This window comes from Deltaproteobacteria bacterium, assembly GCA_022340465.1.
Classification (GTDB): domain Bacteria; phylum Desulfobacterota; class Desulfobacteria; order Desulfobacterales; family B30-G6; genus JAJDNW01.
Map to the genome: position 1 here is coordinate 1 of JAJDNW010000088.1, position 20961 is coordinate 20961.

Genomic DNA, 20961 nt, shown 5'->3' on the forward strand with positions numbered 1-20961 from the left:
CCCCGGAAGCATCGCCCTGATCGGGGCCACAGCCAACAAACTCAAGGGAGGCTATCGCCTTCTGCAGAATCTTTCCACCGGCTTTAACGGCGACATCTACCCCGTCAACCCCCGCTATGAAGAGATCGGCGGGATCACCTGTTATCCTGCCGTCGACGCCATCCCGGGCCCGGTGGACCTGGCCATCGTCTTCGTCCCGGCTGCAGCGGCGGTCCAGGCCGTCAGCGCCTGCGCCCAAAAGGGCATTGAAAGGGTGATGGTCCAGTCCGCCGGATTTGCGGAAACCGGTGCGGATGGCCGGGCCCGGCAGGAAGAGCTGCTGCGCATCAAAGAGCAGTACGGCATCCGCATCTGGGGCCCCAACTGCATGGGAATCGTCGATGCCGTCAAGCGCCATGTCTTTTCCTTCGCCCTTTCGAGTATCTGGGAAAACGGGCTGTTGCCCGGCAGGGTCTCTCTGATCGTGCAAAGCGGCCTGCTATCCGCCGGCTTCCTCATCGACACGGTCACCCACGGCACCATGGGTATCAGCAAGGCCTGTTCCATCGGCAACAAGGCCGACGTGCACGAGTGCGATATTTTGGAGTACCTGATAGACGATCCGGAAACCGACGTCATCGGCACCTACCTGGAATCGATTGCCGACGGTCGCCGCTTTCTTCAGGCCTGCCGCAGGAGTCCCAAGCCCGTTGTGGTGCTGAAAGGCGGCAAAAGCGCCAAAGGCGCCGCGGCCGCCATGAGCCACACCGCCAGCCTGGCCGGAGACGGCGCCGTGGTCAGCGGCGCCCTGGCCCAGGCGGGCGTTGTCGAAGCCGACGACTTCAAACAGATGCTGGACTTCTGCCGCACCCTCGCCATGGACCGCCCCCGATCGGCGGCGACCCAGGGACGGATCGCCGTACTCACCTACAGCGGCGGAGCCGGCATCGTTTCAGCCGACTTCATCGATGCGTCCGGTCTTGAAATAGCCGACCTGTCCCGGGACACCATCCAGGACCTCGCGACCGTGTTCCCGGACTGGATGCCGCCGGCCAATCCGGTCGATCTGTGGCCGGCCGTTGAAAAGAACGGATACGACAAAGCCTTCCTCACCGCCTTTGAAGCCGTCCTCAAAGACCCCAATGTCGATGCCGTGCTCTACCACGTCTTTATCAGCACGGAAGGCAATGCGGTGGACCTGGCACCCGCGGCCAAGCTCGCCGCGGCGGAAGGAAAACCGATCTTCTGCTGGCTTCTGGGCCACCGCGACAGGGCCCATGATTTCCAGGCGTACGTCCAGAGCCTGGGCATACCGGTTTTTCGAGAAATCCGGCGGACGTCGGAATGCATGGCTGTCTATTTCCAGTACCGGGGTGCAGCCGCCCTTCTCGAAAGCGCGGACCCTCCGGATCGAATCGATGCGCCGCCTTCATCCGGCCTGTTTACCAGCGTTCCCGACGTCGTTATGAACGAATATGACGCCAAGAAAATACTTTCAAGCGTCGGCGTTCCCACCGTGAATGAACACCTTGTCGCCACCGCCGAAGAGGCGACTGCCTGCAGTGAAGCGCTGGGCTATCCCGTCGTCATGAAAGGGCTGGCCCGGGGAAGGGTGCACAAGACCGAAGAGAACCTTGTCCGCCTCGGCATCGGCAGCGCCGACGCCGTTCAGAAAGCGTTTCTGTCCCTGCAAGCGGCGCTGGGCGATGAAGGCAACATTTTGGTACAGCGGCAGGTGGCGGGGGAACTCGAGCTGATCGCCGGCCTGCTGCGCGACCCCCAGTTCGGCCCCTGTGTCATGTGCGGGTTCGGCGGTGTCATGGCCGAAGTGTTGAACGACACGGCATTTGCCGTCGCACCCCTTACCGTGGAAGACGCCCTGGCGCTTATCGGCAGGCTGAAAAACCAGAAACTGCTCGACGGATTCCGCGGCAATCCGGCGCTCGACAAAAATGCCTTTGCCCGGATCCTGGTGCGTCTCGGCGACCTGGGGATGGACAATCCCCGTATCAGCGAAATCGATATCAACCCGTTCATCGTTGTCGAGGGAAAACCCGTTACCGTCGATGCAACCATCATACTGGCAGATTGACCGGAACGACATGGTCAAATATTGGCACTTGTCAACTGCCCGTCAGGAAAACACGAAATTGAAAAAACGGGAGCAGGTTCCTTTCGTGCTTTCCTGTTGTCGTGCTTACGTGTTAAAAATTCCCGGCGTTATGGGAAGATCGTTTCCTGCTATCGAAAGACTCATTTGCCATGGGTATCACATTGCACAAAAAATCGCTTTTTCAGCTTGACTCAACGCTGGCCGGCCCGGCCCTCATGCTGGGTGCCGCGCTGGTGTTTACCCTGCTCAATATTCTGATCAAGACGCTGCGCCCCGAATACACGGTCTGGCATATCGGCTTTTTCCGCTTTTTCGGCGGCGTGATCGTCCTGATCTCCATTTTCGGCTTCAGGGGCAACCCATACAGGGGCAACAATACCCGTCTGTTGATCATGCGCGGGTGTGTGGGCTCCATCGCCTTTATCTGCCTGATCACCGCTATCCGGCTGCTGCCCCTTTCCACGGCCATGGTAATCTTTTACGCCTATCCGGCTTTCTCGGCCATTTTTGCCTACCTGATCTACCGGGAACGCATCGGTGCGGCGGGCATCATCTGCATCGCCGGGATGGTGATCGGTGTTGCCGTCCTGTTCGACTTTCGACTGGGAGGCAACGCTGTCGGACAAGGCTTTGCGGTCATAGGCAGCATTTTCGCGGGATTGACGGTGACGCTCATCCGCAGCCTGCGCAAAAGCAACGGGCCGGTTATCATCTACCTCTATTTTTGCACCATGGGCAGCCTGGTAACCTTTCCCGGATTCATCGCCGACCCCATATTTCCCGTGAGCATCGTGGAGGCGCTTATGGTCCTGGGCATCATCCTGGCCTCGGTATCCGCCCAGCTCCTGATGAATCAGGGCTTTTTCTACTGCACCGGCTGGGAGGGCGGTGTGTTCATGTCCACTGAAGTCATCTTTACCGCCATTGTGGGCATCATCTTTCTGAACGACCCGGCGACGCTGAAGTTCTGGATGGGAGGGATATTGATTTTCGGCAGCGGCCTGCTGCTGAACTACCGCAAATCGGCCGCAAAAGAAAGCCAATAGCCATTTCAAATGGCAGGCCGAAAAAAACGCGAGGCGATGGCTTCCACGTCTCGCAGGGCTTGTAACACACAACTGATTTTTTTAAATTCCGATGAACGAATACAGCCTGTTCGCACCCTTATACGACTGGATACTCTACCCCTTCATGCGCGGTATCCGACGGGATGTGCTCGGGACCGTTCAGCGGCTGAAGCCCAAACGCATTCTGGACGTCTGCTGCGGCACCGGCGATCAACTGCGCCTTCTGCAGCAGGAGGGCATCGAGGCGCTTGGGATAGACCTCTCAAAAGCGATGCTAAAGGTCGCCGGCGGGGGCAAAACGCCGGTCAAATGCCTGGCTCAGGATGCCACGGCCATGGCCTTCCGGGACCAGAGCTTCGACCTGGCCATGGTGTCGTTCGCCCTGCACGAAACCGAGTGGGAAAGTGCCGGGCGGATTCTGCAGGAAATTCATCGCATATTAAAACCTGCCGGCATGCTTCTGATTGTGGACTACGCCCTGGCAGACAGCGCCGGCGCCGTAGCCCAGACGGTTATCCACGGCATCGAATTCATGGCCGGCAGACGCCACTTTTCAAACTTCCGCGCCTTCCGCCGCAAAGGCGGGTTGCAACGGCTGGTGGACCCTGAACGTTTCATGCCGATACAGGCACGTTATCACGGATACCGCAGTGTCGTTGTCGACCTGCTGCAAAAAATATAACCTTTCGATATGCCGCCTTGAACCGAGATAGCGAGGGCATTCCCTGCAGCTTGCTGCAGGGTAAGCGAACGAATCATAATTGATAGAATTCCTTACGGTGAAGATTCCCCTTACGCTTGCTGCGGGGAGTGCTCAAAATATCAGGGACAGCCTCTATTTCGAATTTCAACCGGAACATACTTATGGCAATAGGTATATCCCGAAATCACTCATGCCTCAACGCTTCAATCGGATCCAGCAGGGACGCTTTGTGGGCTGGATATATTCCGAAAAAAATACCGACAGCCGCCGAGAAGCTGAAAGCAAGGATTACCGACAGCGGATCGATTATCGCCTGCCATTGACTGAAAGCGGACATGGCCAGGGAACCGCCGACACCGAGAACCACACCAAGAACACCGCCGATCAGGGAAAGCACAATCGATTCGATCAGAAACTGGCTCATGATATCTTTCCCCTTGGCGCCTACGGCCATATGAAGACCGATTTCCTTGGTGCGCTCGGTGACGGACACCAGCATGATATTCATAATCCCGATGCCGCCGACGATGAGCGAAATGGAGGCGACCGCCATCAAGAGCATTCCCATGGCTCTGGAGGAATCGGCCCTGGCATTGAGGAACTCAGCCATATTGCGGACCCTGAAATCGTCGTCTTGATTGGGCGTAATACGGTGGCGCTGGCGTAGCAAAGCCGTTATCAGCTCCTCGGTCCGGCTCACCACATCGGCGCTTTTGGCTTTGATGAAAATATGACTGACCAGATTGCCTGACAAACGGCGGCCTCCCAGCACCCTTTTTTTGGCTGTAGAAATGGGGATCAGCACCACATCGTCCTGGTCTCCTCCGAACCCCGATTGTCCCTTGACTTCCAGAACCGCTATGACGGTGAAGGGGACCCTGTTGATCCGCATTGACAATCCCACAGGATCCTGGCCGGGGAAGAGATTTTCAGCCACGGTTTCACCGAGCATGACAACCTTGGACGAAGCCTTCATCTCCCCGGCTTCAAAGAGCCTTCCCCGCGACAGCCCCCAATCTCTGGCACCTAGATATTCGTTGGTTATGCCATATACCGTTGTGGACCAGTTCAGGTTGCCGACAATGACCTGGGCGTTTCCCCGGACCACCGGTGCAACCAGCCGGACCGTGGGCACTTCATTTTTAATGGCAAGGGCATCGTCTTCGGTGAGCGTGGGCAGCGACCCGGCATCCCCCACCGCGCCACGGCCAAAATGTCTGCCGGGCATCACCATCATAACGTTGGCGCCCAGCTTGTCGATCATGGCGTTGATCTGGGCTTTTGCGCCGTTACCCACGGATACCATGATGATGACAGCCCCCACGCCGATGATGATGCCCAGGGTCGTGAGCACACTCCGCATTTTATTGCTTCTCAGGGAATGGAGGGAATCTATCAGGGGGTCGATGGCGTTCAAGCGAGGGCCTCCCCGTCCTCCCGATTGTAGCGGGATTCTTTCTTTAAGTCATTCAGCACCGCTTTTGCCTGAACCACTTGCTGGTTGGCTCTGTCGGTTAGGATGCGACCGTCCCTGAAAAGCAGTCGCCGCCTGGCGAATGCAGCGATTTCCAGTTCATGTGTCACGACAATGATGGTCATCCCCTGGCTGTTTAGATCCTGGAAAATCGACATGACTTCGACGCCGGTTTTGGTGTCCAGGGCCCCGGTGGGCTCGTCCGCAAGAATAATGACAGGGCGGCAAACCAGGGCGCGGGCGATGGCCACCCGCTGCTGCTGGCCGCCCGAAAGCTGTGAAGGCAGGTGATCCAATCGCTCGGCCAATCCAACCATGGCGAGGACCTCTTCGGCGCGCTGCAGCCGCAGACGCCTGGGAGACCCGTTGTAGCGCAGCGGCAAAGCCACGTTTTCAAGGGCACTGGCACGGGCCAACAAGTTGAAGCTCTGAAACACAAATCCGATGCGTCCGTTGCGAATGTCGGCACGTTCGTCTGGGGTGAGGGCGGAGATGTCTTCGTTTTCAAGCAGATATTTTCCCCCCGTGGGCGTATCCAGGCATCCCATGAGGTTCATAAAGGTGGATTTGCCGGACCCGGACGGCCCCATGACGGCCAGAAATTCACCTTGCTGCACTTTCATGCTAATGCCACGCAGGGCCGGCACGACCTGGCTGCCCATCCGGTAGTCTTTTTTGAGATCGATGGTTTCAATGAGATCGACGGTCATCGGATAGGCTCCAGAGGCATCATTCCATCCCGGTAACCACGACCAGCCCTTCCCGGACCCGGTCACCGGATACTTCCGTGTGGGTTGCATCGCTGACGCCCAGATTCACGCGGACAGGCGCCAGAAGACCGTCGTCGGTCAGGTGCCACAGGGTCCCCTGCCGGGAGCGGTTTTCGGCGATGAGCGCTTCAAACAATTCCCGTTGGTCTGCATTCAAAATGCCCAGAATAGCCGCCCGGGCTTCTTTGCGGGCCTTTTCTCTCAACCCTGACGCAGCCCTTGGGGAGGTTTGGCCGAGAGACAAATAGGCGGAGCGCGTTTTTTGCCTGATCTGTTGCAGTTTCTCCCTCAACTGGTCGGCTTGAGCAGTTGAAAGGTTCAGCCGTTCGGTATAGCGCCGGATCCTTTCTTCAAAATTGGCCTGCCCCCCGGATTCGCCGCCCCGTGCAATTGCTCCCCCGGGCGTCAGGCTGGACCCCTCTGTAGCGACAGGGGAATCACCCGTAGCGCCGTTTGTAGCCTGCGGGGTAAAGCGCAGGGCGGCATTGGCCACGGCCAGCACACCGGGCTTTCTGACAAGAATGATCTCCACGTCGGCCGTCATCCCCGGCATAAGGGTTAGATCCGGGTTGTCGGCCGATATGATTACTTCGTAGGTCACCACGTTTTGGAGGCTTTTACCCATTTTTCGGATTTGCGTCACGCTGCCGACATAGCGGCGTGCCCCGTAGGCATCCACCGTAAAACGAGCCGTTTGTTCGGGTCTGATCCGGCCGATATCGGCTTCATCCACGTAGGTGGACACCTGCATCTTTCTCAGGTCCTGGGCAATGGTAAACAAGGTGGGCGCCTGGAGGCTGGCGGCGACGGTCTGCCCCACATCCACGCGCCGGTCGATAACCACCCCGTTCACCGGCGAGCGGATGATGGTGTTATCCAGGTCAATGCGTCGCTTGTCCAGGGCCGCCATCCCCAGCTGTATCTGGGCTTCGACCTCCCTGATGGAGGCGCGGGCAATGGCTTCGTCGGCCTTCGCGGAAGCCACGCGACTTCCGGCCGCCCGTACTTGAGCGCGATACTGTTCCACTTGGGCAGCGGCCTCATTCAGGCTCGTAACGACTCTGTCAAAATCATTTTTAGCAACAAGCCCCCGTTGCGAAAGCGCCTTTTGGCGATCGAAATTTTGCTGGGCATTGTCATAAGATGCCTGCGCTTTTTTGGCCTGCGCCCGGGCGGCCGCAAGATTGGCCTCGGCATTTTCGATTTCAGCCTGGTAGCGGATAATTTCCACTTTTTTGGTTTCCAGCCGCGCTTTGGAGATGGCCAATTCCGCCTCAGCCTGGCGGAGCAGCGTTTGATAGCTTCTCGGATCGATTCTGGCGATAATTTGTCCGGCGTGCACCGGCGAATTGAAATCCACCAAGAGGTCTTTGATCTGCCCGGAGACCTCCGTCCCCACCTCGACGGTAATCACGGCACTCAGCGCGCCGATGGCCGACACACTGTTGATCATATCTCTCTTCTCAACGACCACCGTACGATAGCGCGCCTGTTTCTTCTTGGAAAAAGTCATCCAGTCGCTTTTCCAATAGAGTAAAGCCGTACCGGCGCAGGCAATCAGCAATAGGAAATAAACTTTTTTCATCTTTTCCTCTTCACAACCCAAGCTTCAACCCCAACCAGGCTCAAAAGATAGACATAATCTATTGCTTCAGCAAGATTAATTATGGCGCCGCCGCCATTTAATTGCATGGTTTCATCGGCATAGTGCACATCCGCTTCATAGTCATCGTCGGCACCGGTGTATTTGTGCACCGCCGTTTCGCCCGGCCCGATGCGTCTCTCAATAGCCGATTTAATTGGCCTCAAGGTGACATGCAGGCTGCTCTTGACGGATGTTGCGGCTTTCTCATGGCACTCCCCGCAGGGAGCTGGGCATCGAGAAAAATACCCGCCGCCGAAAAATCAACCGCTTCAATTGATAGCGTTTGACAACATACCGTTCCGAAACTAAGTTGCCCATATATGACAACCGGTATAGAGACGGAGAAAAAAACAAATGACACCTTATCCGGAATTTGTCGTTATAGAGGAACAGGGACTGCGTGACGGTCTGCAGCCCGAAAAGGTTATCATACCCACTGAGAAGAAACTCGAACTGATCGATGCCGTCGCCAAGGCTGGTGTAAAAAAGATCCAGGTTACCGCCTTTGTAAACCCCACGCTCGTGCCTCAGATGGCCGATGCGGAGGAGGTATGCAAGCGATTGGATCATAGCAGGGACGTGGTTTACAGCGCCCTGGTGCTGAATGCAAAGGGGGTGCGGAGGGCTGCCGAAGCAGGCCTCAAACACATTGGCGCCTCCATCTCCACCAGCGATACCCACAGCCGCAGGAACGCCAATGCCTCCCTGCCGGAGGCCCGCAAACGGATGGCGGAAATGGTCCGCCTGGGCAAGGAAAGAGGATTGATTATCCGTGGTGGGCTGCAATGTGTTTTCGGTTGCCGCTTCGAGGGCAGAATCGACCAAAACGTCGTCCTGGACATGGCCAAGGAACAGCTCGACCTGGGTGTTGACGAAATCGCGCTGGCCGATTCCACCGGCATGGCCAATCCGATCAGCATCCAGGAAATTTCAGGCAGGGTGGCCGAACAGGCCGGTGGCGTTCCCGTGTACCTCCACCTGCACGACACCGAGGGCAAAGGGCTGGCCAATGCGCTCGCCGCCATGTCCGCGGGCATTGCTCATTTCGAGACCGCATTCGGCGGTATGGGCGGATGCCCCTTTATCAAGGGCGCTTCCGGCAACGTCGCCACCGAGGACTTGGTTTTCATGCTGGGGCAAATGGGTATCGCAACCGGAATCGATCCCTATCGACTGGCCGCGGTGAGCCGGGAACTCGAGGGCAGCATCGGCAAGCGGTTTGCCGGTAAAATGCACCATGTTCTCGATCGTGACGACATTAACATCTTGTAAATAGTAAAGAATTCTGGCCCAGAGGACCAGGTTTTAAACGCTGGAATCAAATAGGCCAAAACGGCTGGCCGGACTTGAGATAAAACCCCCGGTTGTCATCCTTCCCGACGGCGATATCCGTACGCACCACCAACTTTTCATCGTTTATCTGGCAACGCAATATCAACCGGCTTTGCCGAAAGTGCACTTGGGAAAACGGCAGGTGGGACAGTTGAGGCACATGCCGCCGTGGGACAGGGCGGCCAGGTCCCGCCTGCCCAGCCTTTCTCCGGCCAGCAGACGGGGCAACACGAGGTCGAAAATGGTGGCCTCATGGTAGAGGGCGCAGGCCGGAATGCCGACGATGGGAACGTCTTCCCTGTAGGCCAGTTGGAACATGGCACCGGGCAGCACGCCGCTGCCGTAGTAGAACGCCTCGACACCGGCCTGCCTGATGCCATACCGGGTGACATCGTCCGGGTCCACGGACATGCCACCGGTGGTGATGATCATGTCCAGTCCACTGTCGAGGTAATCCCTGACCGTGGCGGCAATGCGTTCACCATCGTCCGGCAGGATGGCGACGTCCGCCAGTGTCGAGCCGTAGGAGGCCAGCTTTTTTTCGACGATCGCTTCGAACCTGTCTTCGATCAATCCGTCATATACCTCGCTGCCGGTAATGACCAACCCGGCCCGTACCTTCATGAAACTTTGCACCGAAATCAATGGATAGCTCCCGCGCGCTATCGCCAGGGCCTGGTCCAGGGACTCCCTTTTAATAACCAGTGGTATGGCGCGCGTACCGGCCAGCGTCTGGCCCCTCGAAACCGGTGAATTGTTGTGAAGGGAGGCGCACATGACATCCGTCAGCATATTGAATTCCACCAGGGCCTCGACCTTTACCTTCAGCAGGCCGTCATAAGCCGCCTTGAGCTCCAATTTGCCCTCCCTGGGCTGATGACCGAAGATCGCCCCGGGTCCGGCAAGGGCGCCGGCCAGTTCCAAAACCGCCTGGTCTTCATGCACCTGTTCGTCGCTCAAATCGAGGATATAAAGATGGCGCTTTCCCAAGCGCATCAGCCGGCATAGATCACCCTGCTCGACCCTGTGCCCCTTGCGAAAGGAAGGACCCTTGTACTCGCCGGGCCTTATCTCGGTAATATCATGGGCCAGGGTCGTTCCAACCGCGTCCTCGACCTTGATTTTCCTGGAAACGAATTCTGGTAAATCCTTATTTTCAAGCTGCATGCTGAAAGTCTCCCCTGTTTCGGCGTCGATGGCGCCTATTGCCCTTTCCCTAATTTCAAGGTTGCATGGACAACATGGCGATTATAATAGCTTGTTGTTATGTTTAATACGATCACTCTGGTGCCATGCTCCGGATATCGTCCCCGGTGACTTCCAAGGGTGACGGCCATGTGGTTCGCCCCCCAGTTATGTTAGGCTTAACATAACTGGGGGCAAAAAAAAAGCAACCCATTGCACTTGACCGCTAAAAGATCCGATCGGTCCGGTCCACCCTTGTGATCACCTGAGTGTACTTTCCACTAATCTGCCTGAATTTCAAGTGTTAATTGAAATCATCCTTTAAAATTGGCTCTATATGCACTATAGCGATTGATAACGGGTACGACAAACGACGTAATCTTCTACCATGAAAAGGGGAAACGTGATGAATGGGGCTGAAATATTACTGAAAACAGCCGCCAGGGCCGGCGTAACCGTTTGCTTCAGCAACCCGGGAACTACCGAGATGCCGATTGTGGCGGCGTTTGACGCCGTTACCGATATCCGGCCCGTCCTGGGGCTTTTCGAGGGATGCTGCTCGGGGGCCGCCGACGGTTACGGCCGGATGACGGGAACACCGGCCATGACGCTTTTTCATCTGGGACCTGGGTTCGGCAACGGCCTGGCCAACCTGCACAATGCCCGGCGAGCCGGCACGCCCGTTTTCAACGTTATCGGAGACCACGCCTCCTGGCATCGGGGCGCCGATGCGCCGCTCACCATGGACATTGAATCTCTCGCCCACACCGTATCCGGGTGGGTCAGGACGGCCGCATCTCCCGACTCCCTTTCTCAGGACACGGCCGACGCTCTTGCGGCCGCCGGAAAAGGAATGGGCGCCACCCTGATACTGCCTCAGGATGTCCAATGGTCGACGGTTGCCGCTCCGCAGATCGTACCGGCTGAAGCCGATCCGGAAGCGCCCGATGCCGATGCCGTCCAAAAAGCGGCCCTGCTGCTGAAAAAGAAAGGCAACAAAAGCGCCATCATACTCGGGGGCTCGGGCCTGCATGCAACCGGCCTTCGGCAAGCGTCCCGAATTGCGTCGGCTTCCGGCTGCAGCCTGCTGTCGGAAACCTTTCCGGCCCGCATGGAAAGAGGCAGGGGGCTCCCCGCCGTGGCCCGTCTTCCCTACGCGCCCGCATATGCCTTCGATCGGCTTGCAGCCTTCGACACCATCATCCTGGCCGGCACCAGGGAGCCCGTGGCCTTCTTCGGCTACAGAAACGGCCGCAGCCGGCTGACCACGGAAGCACAGCGGGTCATACGCATTGCAAAACGCCCGGACAACGCCGGCAGGGCCTTACAGCTCTTGGCTGAAGCGCTGGAAGCCCCGCCGTTTCGTTACCAGCCTGCGGAAAACGCAGGCACGGGCCCAAAAAGCGCACCGGCGTTTCCACAGGGAAAGCTGAATGCCAAAAAGGTCAGTATCGTTCTGGCCTCCATGCAGCCGGAAAACGCCATCATCGTGGATGAATCCATCACCTCGGCAGCAGGCTATTACAAATACACCGCCGCCTCCCCCCCTTTCAGCCTGCTGACCTTGACCGGGGGCGCCATCGGCATGGGACTGCCGTGTTCCATCGGGGCGGCCCTGGCCTGTCCCGACAGACCGGTCATCGTTTTTCAGGCCGACGGGAGCGCCATGTACACCCTGCAGGCTCTTTGGACCCAGGCCCGGGAGAGCCTCAATGTCACAACGCTGATCTGCGCCAATCAGGCCTATAACATTCTGAAAACGGAATTCAAACGTGCGGAAAACCGGATGGCGGGAAGTCATTCGGCGCGCCTGATGGAACTCGGCCGCCCCAACCTTGACTGGGTGTCTATGAGCTGCGGCATGGGCGTGCCGGCCCGTGCGGTCGACACCGTGGAGGAACTGGTCACCGCCCTCGAGAGGGCCTTCACTGAACCGGGCCCCAACCTGATCCAGGTCAATCTTATTACTCCGGCGATTAAATAGCTCAATTCCGTCATTCCTGCGAAGGCAGGAATCCAGTAATAGGTACTGGATACCGGATCAAGTCCAGCATGACAGGGTAGGCTATTTAATTGCCAGGTCAAGATATGAGGACAACATGCTGACGTTAAACCCCGCACACCTGCAGTCGGTAATCGAAATCATTAATGACGGCCCCTTTTTCAAGCACATTTCAATGCGGGTGACGGAACTGGGCCTAGGCAGTTCGAAAGTTGTAGCCAAGATTACCAGAAAGCACATGAACCCGTTCGGCTCACTCCACGGCGGTGTTTATTCCTCTGTCATCGATACGGCCGCCTATTGGTCGGCCTACTGCGACCTCTCCGAAGATCAGGGGTTGGTTTCGATCGACCTTAAGGTCGATTTCCTTGCGCCCGTTCTCGATCAGATGGTTATTGTCAAAGGAAAAAGGGTTAAACCGGGTAAGACGCTATTTCTCACCGAGGCTCAAATGTTCGACCGAAACGGAAAACTGCTGGCCCACGGAACATCCAAGCTCATGGTGATCAACAACAAACAGACAATCAGCGATGTCGTCGACTATGTGTCCGCTGAAAGGGTGCCGCCCAAATTTGTAGAGGTCTGACACACCGCATAAAACCATCGGTCCACTCGGTCGGTAGCAGTCCCGATCGGCTTATGGTTTGAAACGCTCTGCAACGATTCCGGTGGATGCTCTCCCCGTCACGGTTCATGCCAGGTAGCCCCCATCGCAGGTGATGCAAATGCCTGTGGTAAAGGAAGCCGCTTCCGACACCAGGTAAAGCACGGCCCCGGACATTTCCTGCGGTTCGGCATGCCGCTGCATGGGGATTTCCTGGACCACGTGTTGATGAATCTCTTTGGATTCGAAAAGCGCCTTGGAAAAATCGGTTTTGGTCAGGCCGGGCAAAAGCGCGTTGACACGGATCCTCCTGGGCGCAAGTTCCTTGGCAAAGCCTTTGGTCATGGATATGATCCCGGCCTTGGTAATGGAATAGATGCCCTGCAGGGGTGCGGGCTTGACACCGTTTATCGAGGCCACGTTCACGATGGCGCCGCCTCCGGCCGCATCCATCAGTTTGGCCGCTTCCTGGATGGCGAAAAAAGGCCCTTTCAGATTGACGGCCAGGGTTTTGTCCCAGGCCCACTCCGGCGCCTCGGACATATTGCCGAAATAGGGGTTTGTGGCCGCGTTGTTGACCAGGATATCGAGTTTGCCGAATTTTTTCTCTGCAAACGCAAACAGATCGGAAATCTGCGCCAGATCACCCATATTGGCGGCACATGCCCATGCCTTGCCTCCCAGGCCCTCGATTTTTTCAACGACCCTTTCGAGCGCCTCCGCTTTGCGGCTGGCCAGAATACATTCGGCGCCCTGCTCTGCAAAACACAGGGCAACGGCTTCCCCGATGCCACGGCTGGCGCCGGTAACCAGGGCAACCTTTCCTTCCAAAGAAAAAGTAGTCATTATTACCTCCCTTTCCTAACTGTAGGGTTTATTGTTCGTCGACCAGTTGGATGAACTGCGGGATGAACACCTTCAGATCTTCAACGATGCAGATGTCGGAAGCATTGAAAATGGCGGCACCGGGATCACTGTTGACGGACACCACGAACCCGGCCCCGCGCATGCCTGAAAGGTGCTGTACAGCCCCGGAAATACCGCAGGCCACATACAGTTCCGGTGATACCGTGGCACCCGTCACCCCCACCTGCCGGCTGTAGGGCATCCAGCCCGCGTCGATAATCGGCCGGGAACCGCAGATTGCCGATTGGGGAAACTGCTCGGCCAGTCGACGGACCAGCTCCAGATTTTCCTCTTCTCCGATCCCACGCCCGGCAGCGACAAGCACCTTCGCCTCGGTCAGATCGACCCCCGTCTTCTCAGCCGGCCTGGTCGTAAGCTCCCCCCACCGCCGATCGGCAACGGCCACGTCCAGGGTGTCGACCTGCGCGTCGGCGGCTGCATCAGCTGTATGCGGCCGACAAGAACCGGGCTGCAGCGTCAGCACGGTCGTAGCCGCCTTGGGCCGGATGGCGGCCCGGATCTTGCCGCCGAAAATCGGCCGGTAAAACAACATGCCGTCCTCGGCTGCATGATAGCCCTCCACACCGGTTATGCATGCAGCGCCCAATCGCAAAGCCAATCCGGATGCGAAGTCCGCCCCCTGGGATGAATGCGGGACACACACGAACGACGGTTCCATGCGTTTCAGTACGTCGGCCAAAACGGCGGTGTAGAGCTCCGCACTGTAATCCCTTAGACGGGAATCTGATACCACAGCCACCGGCACGCCGCAGTCCGCCGAAAATTTTTCGGCGCATCCGCCGATATCATCCCCCAGAATAACCGCCCTGATGTCGACCCTGCAGGCGGACTGCATCTTACCTGCTAGCGTGACCAGTTCGTAGGCCGCCGGCCGTACCACACCCCGAACATGTTCGACGATGATGGTGATCGGACCTTTCATCCGTTTCCTCGTTTCAAGTTATCAGCGATCGTTCCCTTAAAATGTTAAGCAGTTGACCGGCCTTCTGCGCAGTGCTTCCCTCCAGGAAAACGGCATCCCTGGTTTTCTCCGGCAGGGCGACCCCTTCCAACGCCTGGGGAGAGTCTCCAGGGTCGAACACGTCCAGATCCACGATCTCCAGCTCGCGGCTGTTGGCCCGCAGCAATTTCGACAAGGCAGGGTATCGGGGGGTGTTGATACCGGTCTGGATCGTAAGAAGTGCCGGCAGCCTTATATCGCCGACCTCCCTGCAACCGCCTTCCACTTCGCGCTCCACGTACACCCTGTCGGTGCCTGCGGACAGGTCGATGGCGATGGTGCTGGTAACACAGGCCATGCCGAGATGGGCGGCAACGAGAGGGCCCACCTGAGCCTGCATCAGGTCTTCGGACATGGCGCCGGTCAGTATCAGATCATACGGCTGTTTTCGGGCATAGGCGGCAATGGCCGCTGCGGTTTTGAAAGCATCCACATAGGTGTCGGCCGCGGTCAGAATGTGAGCGCCGTTGTCGGCCCCCATCCCCATGGCCCTCCTGACGACGGCTTCCGCGCGCTCCGGACCGGCGGTAACGACGTCGATGACGGTATCCGGATAAGCCTCTTTGATACGTACGGCTTCTTCAACGGCGCACTCGTCGAAACGATTCATGGCATAGGTTGCCGCGCCCCCGAGGCTGACCCAGCCGGTTGCGTCATCGATGCTGACCGGCGCATCGGATTCGGGCACCTGCTTTACACAAACAAGTATCTTCATCATACTCAACACATGTCACGTTTGCGCGGGCCTCGGCAGCCCGCGGCCCGCACAAACGTGTTTCCAAAAATAAATTTCACTTATTTAAGCGTACGCAGGAGCATATGGATTAAAATAGCAATTATATCCCCTGACGGACGCCCATGTATAGAAATTTATTTTTACCAGTCGTAATCCTCCCGCTCGATGATGGTGGCCACACCTTGGCCGCCGCCACAGCAGGCATTGGCACAACCGTAACGTCCGCCTTTTTCACTGAGAATGCGCGCCAGCGTTCCTGTGAGACGAACGCCCGTGGCCCCCAGGGGATGGCCGATAGCGGTTCCGCCGCCCATGACGTTGACCTTGTCCGGATCGATACCCAGTTCCTTGATGCAGTTGAGGGCCACGATGCAGAAAGCCTCGTTGATCTCCCAAAAATCGATGTCGGAAGCCTTCAAACCGGCTTTCTCCAAGGCTTTTTTTGAAGCCGGGACAGGACCCTGCCCCATGATGGTGGGATCCACACCGGCAAAGCCGATGGACCGGATGGTGGCCAGCGGCTTGATGCCCTTTTTTTTGGCTGTTTCCTTGGACATCATGATCATGGAGGTTGCCGCGGCGTTCAAGGGTGAAGATATGCCCGCCGTGATCACCCCGTCCTTTTTAAAGGCCGGCCGCAACTGGGAAATGCCCTCTAACGTCGTATCCGCCCTGACGGCCTGGTCCGTGTCGACGGTCATGACGGATCCATCGGCCTGTTCGGCCTCGATAGGCAAAATTTCATCCTTGAAAAAACCGGCCGCCTGCGCTTTGGCGGCCAGCTCGTGGGAGCGAACTCCCCACTTGTCCATGTCTTCCTTGGTAAAATCGGTCTGAGCAAACAGCTTTTCGGCCGTCAGGCCCATGTTCATGCTGGTCATCATGTCCCAGTGCTGATACTCGGGCGCCATGAACAGGCTCATGTTGGGTTTGATGGCACCCCGGTCGAGGAGGTCCCCGCCCATGGGGACACGGGTCATATGCTCCATGCCACCCACCATGACGACGTCGGCAAAATCCATGGCGATCTCCATGAAGCCGATGTGAATGCCGGCCATGGCGGAGCCGCACTGCTGGTCGACCCCTTTGGCCGCAATGGTGTCCGGCAGGTTGGCCAAAAAGATGGGGTAACGGCCGCCAAAGGAAAACTGCTCGCTGACGCCGGTGGCACAGCCTACGATAAAATCGTCGATCTCCTTGGCATCGATCCCGGTCCTTTTGATGGTTTCGGGAAGCAGTTTTCCCAAAAGCTCATCCGCCCGCATCTTACCGAACCAGTCCCGGGCGGGATCGTTGGGTCTCGACCTGGATTGGGCGGTTCTCAGATATCCCGCAATAACGACTTCTTTCATGTTGTACCTCCTGAATGTTGGTTACGATTCACGACACTGTCCGACACGTGGTTTTAATTATTATAAAATTTCTTACCCGATTCAGCCATCGTCTTGATCATGCCGGCGGGTTTGAAATGCACCCCGTAGGCTTTTTCCAGCGCCACGAGCTTTTCATAGACCTTGTCGAGGCCCCACCTGTCGGCATAGCGCAGGATGCCGCCGCGGTAGGGCGGAAACCCCGTGCCGTAGATCATGGCCAGGTCCATGTCCTGGGGCCGGTCGCAGATGCCCTCTTCCATCATGTAGGCCGCCTCGTTGATGCCGTTGGCCAGCATCAGATCCACAATCTCCTGCTCCGGCACCTCCCTGGGGGTTACGCCATTGTCCGCATAATACGTTTTAACCACGTCGACCACTCTGGGGTTGGGCACGGGCGCATCACCACTGTAGTCCATGTAGCCGGCTCCTGTTTTGCGCCCATAGTCTCCGATCTGGTAGATCAACTCGGTCAACGGATGAACGGCGTAGCGTTCGCCCAGTTTTTTTTCGAAGGTTTTGTTGACGTGGTAGTTGATGTCGATGCCGGTGAGGTCGGCCAGGGTTGCCGGCCCCATGGGCATGCCGAAATTCAACATGGCCTGTTCCACGGCTGCGCCGTCCACGCCGTCGGCAATCAGATACACGCTGCCGCCCATCAGCCCGCCAAGCTGCCGGGAGACATAAAATCCCGGCCCGTCGTTGACGACGATGGGCACTTTCCTGATGGACCGGCCAAAGGCGACGCTGGTGGCAAGGGTGGCGTCCGACGTCTTATCGGCGCAAATGATTTCCAGAAGCTGCATGCGGTGGGCCGGATTGAAAAAATGCAGACCGATCATGCGTCCCGGATCGGCAAGAACCGACGCCAACTCCGTAATAGGCAGCGCGGAGGTGTTGGTCCCGAAAACGGTGTGTTGCGGGCAGATGCCCTCGAGCTGTTTCCAGATGTCCTGCTTGACCTGCATGTTTTCCAGGACCGCCTCGATGACCAGGTCCACGTCCTTGAGGTCCTCCAGATTCGTGGTCGTGCTGAGCTGGTTCGCCAACATGGCGTCGAGGTCCTGCGGCTTCATCTTCCTTTTCTTGATGGGGTAGGCAAACGTTTTTTTCACCGAGGCCACCCCTTTTTCGAGGGCTGCGTCGTTGATGTCCCAAAGCGTGGTCTGATAGCCGCCTTTCAGCAGCAGATTGACGATGCCCGAACCCATGACACCCCCGCCCAGCATGGCCACCTTCTTTATCTTCGCGGGTTTGACGTCTTTGATCCGCGGCAGCCTCCCGGCGGCACGCGTATTCAGGAAAATGCCGATGAGATTCTTGGCCACATCCGACACCGCGCAATCGGCGAACAGGTCCACCTCCCGTTCCAGATCGGTGTCGATGTCATAGCTCAATCCCCGGTCGATGGCCTCCACCGCCTTCATGGGGGCGATGTACCCCTTGGATTGGGCCGCGGTCATGGCCTTGGTAACATCCATCACGGCCTTTTTCTCGGCGGCACTGGGCAGCCAAAAGTGCTGGTTGCGGGTCATCCGGGCTTTGCGGTTCAATTCTCCGCTCAAAAAACGGCGCGCGGCGGCCACGGCCGTCTCCACCAGATTATCCGCACCCACAACCTGATCCACCAACCCCCACCGGTGGGCCTTCTCCGCCTTGATGGGCTTGCCCATGGTAATCATTTCCAGGGCATAGCGCAGAGCGATCAGGCGCGGCAGCCGCTGGGTGCCGCCGCCACCGGGAATCAGGCCGATCTGCACTTCAGGCTGTCCCAGGTTGATGCCTTCCGCCGCAACCCTGTAGTGGCAGCCCATGGCGATCTCGAGTCCTCCGCCCAGGCAGTTGCCGTTGATAGCCGCCACCACCGGCTTGGGTCCGGTCTCGATGCTGCTGATAAAACGCGTGCCTTCCAGACCCAGCCCCAGGAGGTCCTCCTTTTTCTTCACGGTCAGAATCTGGGTGATGTCCGCGCCGGCGATGAAGTTCTTGCCGGTACCTGTAATCACAATGGCCTTTATCGCATCGTCCTCGTAGGCTCCTGAAAAGGCCTGGGCCAGTTCCTCCATAAAGTGTGGGGAAAGTTGGTTGACCGGTGGGTTGTCCATGGTGAACACGGCAACCCCGTCATTGACCGCCACGGCAATGGTTTTAAAATCGGTTTTCATAATCACTCCTTTTTTTGTTGCCCGACAGGTTCGGTCCTGAATTAATCAAAAAAACGCCTTCATCCCGAAGTCGCGAAAACCTGATTCCGCTTTACTTCCCTGCAGACTTTTCCAGCTCTTCCTGTCGCAGCACCTTGCGCAGAATTTTACCGACAGCCGATTTGGGCAGCTCTTCACGGAACTCGACTATTTTGGGCGCCTTGTAGGCGGCCAGCTTTTCCCGGCAAAACGTCATAATCTCCTCTTCGGTGGCGCTTTCGCCGGGTTTAACCACCACGAAGGCCTTGACCGTTTCCCCCCGGTAGTCATCCGGTACCCCCACGGACACGGCATCGGCCACCTTGGGGTGTTCGAAGAGAACCTCGTCGATTTCCCGGGGGTAGATGTTGTAGCCGCCGGCAATGATCATGTCCTTCTTGCGGTCCACGATGGCAAAGTAGTCGTCGTCATCCTGCACCGCTATGTCCCCGGTGTACAGCCAGCCGTCCTTGAGCTGCCCTGCGGTTTCCTCGGGGTTGTTCCAATAGCCTTGCATGACCAGAGGGCTCTTGATGATCAACTCGCCCCGTTCACCCCTGGAAACATCCTCGGTGCCATTTTCGATATCCACAATTCTCACGTCCGTGTCCGGAAAGGGAATGCCGATGCTGCCGGCCTTGCTCATGCCCATCAGTGGATTGGCGATTCCCAGCGACGTGGTTTCGCTCATGCCCCAGCCCTCCCCGTAATTGACGCCCATGTCCTGAGCCTGTTCGATGAGCTCCAGGGGCATGGGGCCGCCGCCCGAATTGAAAAGGCCCAGCCTCTTGGCCAAATTGATCTCGGTCGCCTTGGGGTGGTTGATGATGGCGTTGATCATGGTGGGAACGGCCGGAAAGAAGGTAATCTGGTCGAAGCCTTCCAGGATCCCCATGATCTCGTCCAGCTCGAAGCGGGGGGCGATGATCTGGGTGGCGCAGTTGAACATGGCCCAGCTGAGGACGACGATGGTTCCGTACACGTGAAAGTACGGCAGAACCGCCATGACGCTCCTCTTTTCAGGCGGCGTGAGGCCGGTGGTGGCAGCCCCCCACAGACTGCACTGCATGGCGGCGGCCACCAGGTTGGCGTGGGTCAGTACGGCGCCCTTGGGCAGGCCGGTGGTCCCCCCGGTAAACTGGATCAGGGCCGGGTCGTCAACCGCTATGTCGATTCTGGGCAACGAGGTGCTGGTGGATGCCTCCAGCATCGTCGAAAAATGGTACCAGCCCTCCTCCAGTTCCAGTTCCGCCGGTGTACTCTGGCCAAAGCCGTCGATGTAGTCCGTCACCCGGGTGACGACGACCCGTGCGATATCGACCTCTTGGCACAATGCCCGGACATTGGGCAGGACCATGTCAAAGGTAATCAGCGTCGACACACCGGTGTTGGCGGTGAGGCCTTTGAGTTCCTCCGCCGTGTACATGGGGTTCAGGTTCACCACGACGGCTCCCAGGTACAGGGCCGCATAGTAGGAAATGATGTACTGGGGGCTGTTGGGTAGATGGACGCCGACACGATCGCCTTTCGCGACACCGGCCTCCCCCAGGGCATGGGCCATGCGCAGTATCTGCGAGCGCAGTTCCCAAAAGGTCAACACCGTCCCAAAAAAATTGGTGGCGGCCTTGTCGGGAAAGGAACTGGCCGGAAGTTTGAGCAAGTCATGGGCCAAAATACTCGGGTAGCGGATGGTCTCCGGAACATTCCAGTCATAGTGCCGTTGCCATGGTCTAGATTTCATACGATTTCCTCCTTAGCTCTTCGCTTTCTCGGCTTCTAGCGTGGTTGCCAGAAAAACGTTCCGAATGGCGTGCATGGCCCTCCCTGAAATTTTCAAGGGGCACATCGTTAATATTCCGCATGGCCGTCGC

Annotated in this window: 17 protein-coding genes; 6 read left to right on the top strand and 11 right to left on the bottom strand. The window is 57.8% G+C overall.

Translation table 11 applies throughout. The annotated features are described in order from the left end of the window. Positions 1 to 19 precede the first annotated feature (19 nt). The 3 genes from LJE94_13220 (at position 20) to LJE94_13230 (ending at position 3841) form a co-directional block, all read left to right on the top strand. Positions 20 to 2071: an acetate--CoA ligase family protein gene (locus LJE94_13220; GenBank protein ID MCG6911069.1), complete on the top strand. Its 2052-nt coding sequence runs from the start codon at positions 20 to 22 to the stop codon at positions 2069 to 2071. 170 nt (positions 2072 to 2241) lie between these two features. Next, entirely contained in the window at positions 2242 to 3138 is an 897-nt protein-coding gene (locus LJE94_13225; GenBank protein MCG6911070.1) for a DMT family transporter, read from the top strand. A 91-nt stretch (positions 3139 to 3229) separates the two neighbouring features. After that, positions 3230 to 3841 carry a class I SAM-dependent methyltransferase gene (locus tag LJE94_13230; GenBank protein ID MCG6911071.1) on the top strand — a complete coding sequence of 204 codons (612 nt, stop codon included), beginning with the start codon at positions 3230 to 3232 and terminating at the stop codon, positions 3839 to 3841. Positions 3842 to 4046: 205 nt separating this feature from the next. Here LJE94_13230 and LJE94_13235 read toward each other — a convergent pair whose 3' ends face one another. From LJE94_13235 to LJE94_13250, 4 genes are read right to left on the bottom strand one after another with little or no spacing between them, the layout of a single operon-like run. After that, entirely contained in the window at positions 4047 to 5225 is a 1179-nt protein-coding gene (locus tag LJE94_13235; protein MCG6911072.1) for an ABC transporter permease, read from the bottom strand. A 50-nt stretch (positions 5226 to 5275) separates the two neighbouring features. After that, the gene (locus tag LJE94_13240) at positions 5276 to 6046 is read right to left on the bottom strand and encodes an ABC transporter ATP-binding protein (GenBank protein ID MCG6911073.1); all 771 of its coding nucleotides are present in this window, start codon (positions 6044 to 6046) and stop codon (positions 5276 to 5278) included. Positions 6047 to 6065: 19 nt separating this feature from the next. After that, positions 6066 to 7691: an HlyD family efflux transporter periplasmic adaptor subunit gene (locus tag LJE94_13245; GenBank protein MCG6911074.1), complete on the bottom strand. Its 1626-nt coding sequence runs from the start codon at positions 7689 to 7691 to the stop codon at positions 6066 to 6068. Then, complete coding sequence (locus LJE94_13250) at positions 7688 to 7915, bottom strand: hypothetical protein (GenBank protein MCG6911075.1); 228 nt, start codon at positions 7913 to 7915, stop codon at positions 7688 to 7690. Before LJE94_13250 ends, LJE94_13245 begins: the two co-directional genes overlap by 4 nt. A 190-nt stretch (positions 7916 to 8105) precedes the next feature. Here LJE94_13250 and LJE94_13255 point away from each other — a divergent pair, with 190 nt between their 5' ends. Then, positions 8106 to 9023 carry a hydroxymethylglutaryl-CoA lyase gene (locus LJE94_13255; protein ID MCG6911076.1) on the top strand — a complete coding sequence of 306 codons (918 nt, stop codon included), beginning with the start codon at positions 8106 to 8108 and terminating at the stop codon, positions 9021 to 9023. A gap of 162 nt (positions 9024 to 9185) precedes the next feature. On the opposite strand, the gene LJE94_13260 is transcribed toward LJE94_13255, so the two are convergent. Further along, positions 9186 to 10250: a molybdopterin-binding protein gene (locus LJE94_13260; protein MCG6911077.1), complete on the bottom strand. Its 1065-nt coding sequence runs from the start codon at positions 10248 to 10250 to the stop codon at positions 9186 to 9188. A gap of 424 nt (positions 10251 to 10674) precedes the next feature. Between LJE94_13260 and LJE94_13265 the strand changes: the two genes are divergently transcribed. Together LJE94_13265 and LJE94_13270 are read left to right on the top strand one after the other, a co-directional pair. After that, complete coding sequence (locus tag LJE94_13265) at positions 10675 to 12252, top strand: acetolactate synthase large subunit (protein ID MCG6911078.1); 1578 nt, start codon at positions 10675 to 10677, stop codon at positions 12250 to 12252. A gap of 115 nt (positions 12253 to 12367) precedes the next feature. Continuing rightward, positions 12368 to 12856, top strand: a complete 489-nt coding sequence (locus tag LJE94_13270) for a PaaI family thioesterase (protein ID MCG6911079.1) — start codon at positions 12368 to 12370, stop codon at positions 12854 to 12856. A gap of 105 nt (positions 12857 to 12961) precedes the next feature. Here the strand turns inward: LJE94_13270 and LJE94_13275 are convergent, their stop codons facing one another. The 6 genes from LJE94_13275 to LJE94_13300 form a co-directional block, all read right to left on the bottom strand. After that, positions 12962 to 13720 carry an SDR family oxidoreductase gene (locus LJE94_13275; protein ID MCG6911080.1) on the bottom strand — a complete coding sequence of 253 codons (759 nt, stop codon included), beginning with the start codon at positions 13718 to 13720 and terminating at the stop codon, positions 12962 to 12964. Between the two features lie 28 nt (positions 13721 to 13748). Continuing rightward, positions 13749 to 14723: an electron transfer flavoprotein subunit alpha/FixB family protein gene (locus LJE94_13280; protein ID MCG6911081.1), complete on the bottom strand. Its 975-nt coding sequence runs from the start codon at positions 14721 to 14723 to the stop codon at positions 13749 to 13751. Positions 14724 to 14736: 13 nt separating this feature from the next. Next, complete coding sequence (locus LJE94_13285) at positions 14737 to 15519, bottom strand: electron transfer flavoprotein subunit beta/FixA family protein (GenBank protein MCG6911082.1); 783 nt, start codon at positions 15517 to 15519, stop codon at positions 14737 to 14739. 158 nt (positions 15520 to 15677) lie between these two features. Then, positions 15678 to 16889, bottom strand: a complete 1212-nt coding sequence (locus tag LJE94_13290; protein ID MCG6911083.1) for an acetyl-CoA C-acetyltransferase — start codon at positions 16887 to 16889, stop codon at positions 15678 to 15680. Positions 16890 to 16942: 53 nt separating this feature from the next. Further along, complete coding sequence (locus LJE94_13295; protein MCG6911084.1) at positions 16943 to 19072, bottom strand: enoyl-CoA hydratase/isomerase family protein; 2130 nt, start codon at positions 19070 to 19072, stop codon at positions 16943 to 16945. 91 nt (positions 19073 to 19163) lie between these two features. Then, positions 19164 to 20831, bottom strand: coding sequence for a long-chain fatty acid--CoA ligase (locus LJE94_13300; protein MCG6911085.1), 1668 nt, complete (start codon positions 20829 to 20831; stop codon positions 19164 to 19166). Positions 20832 to 20961 lie beyond the last annotated feature (130 nt).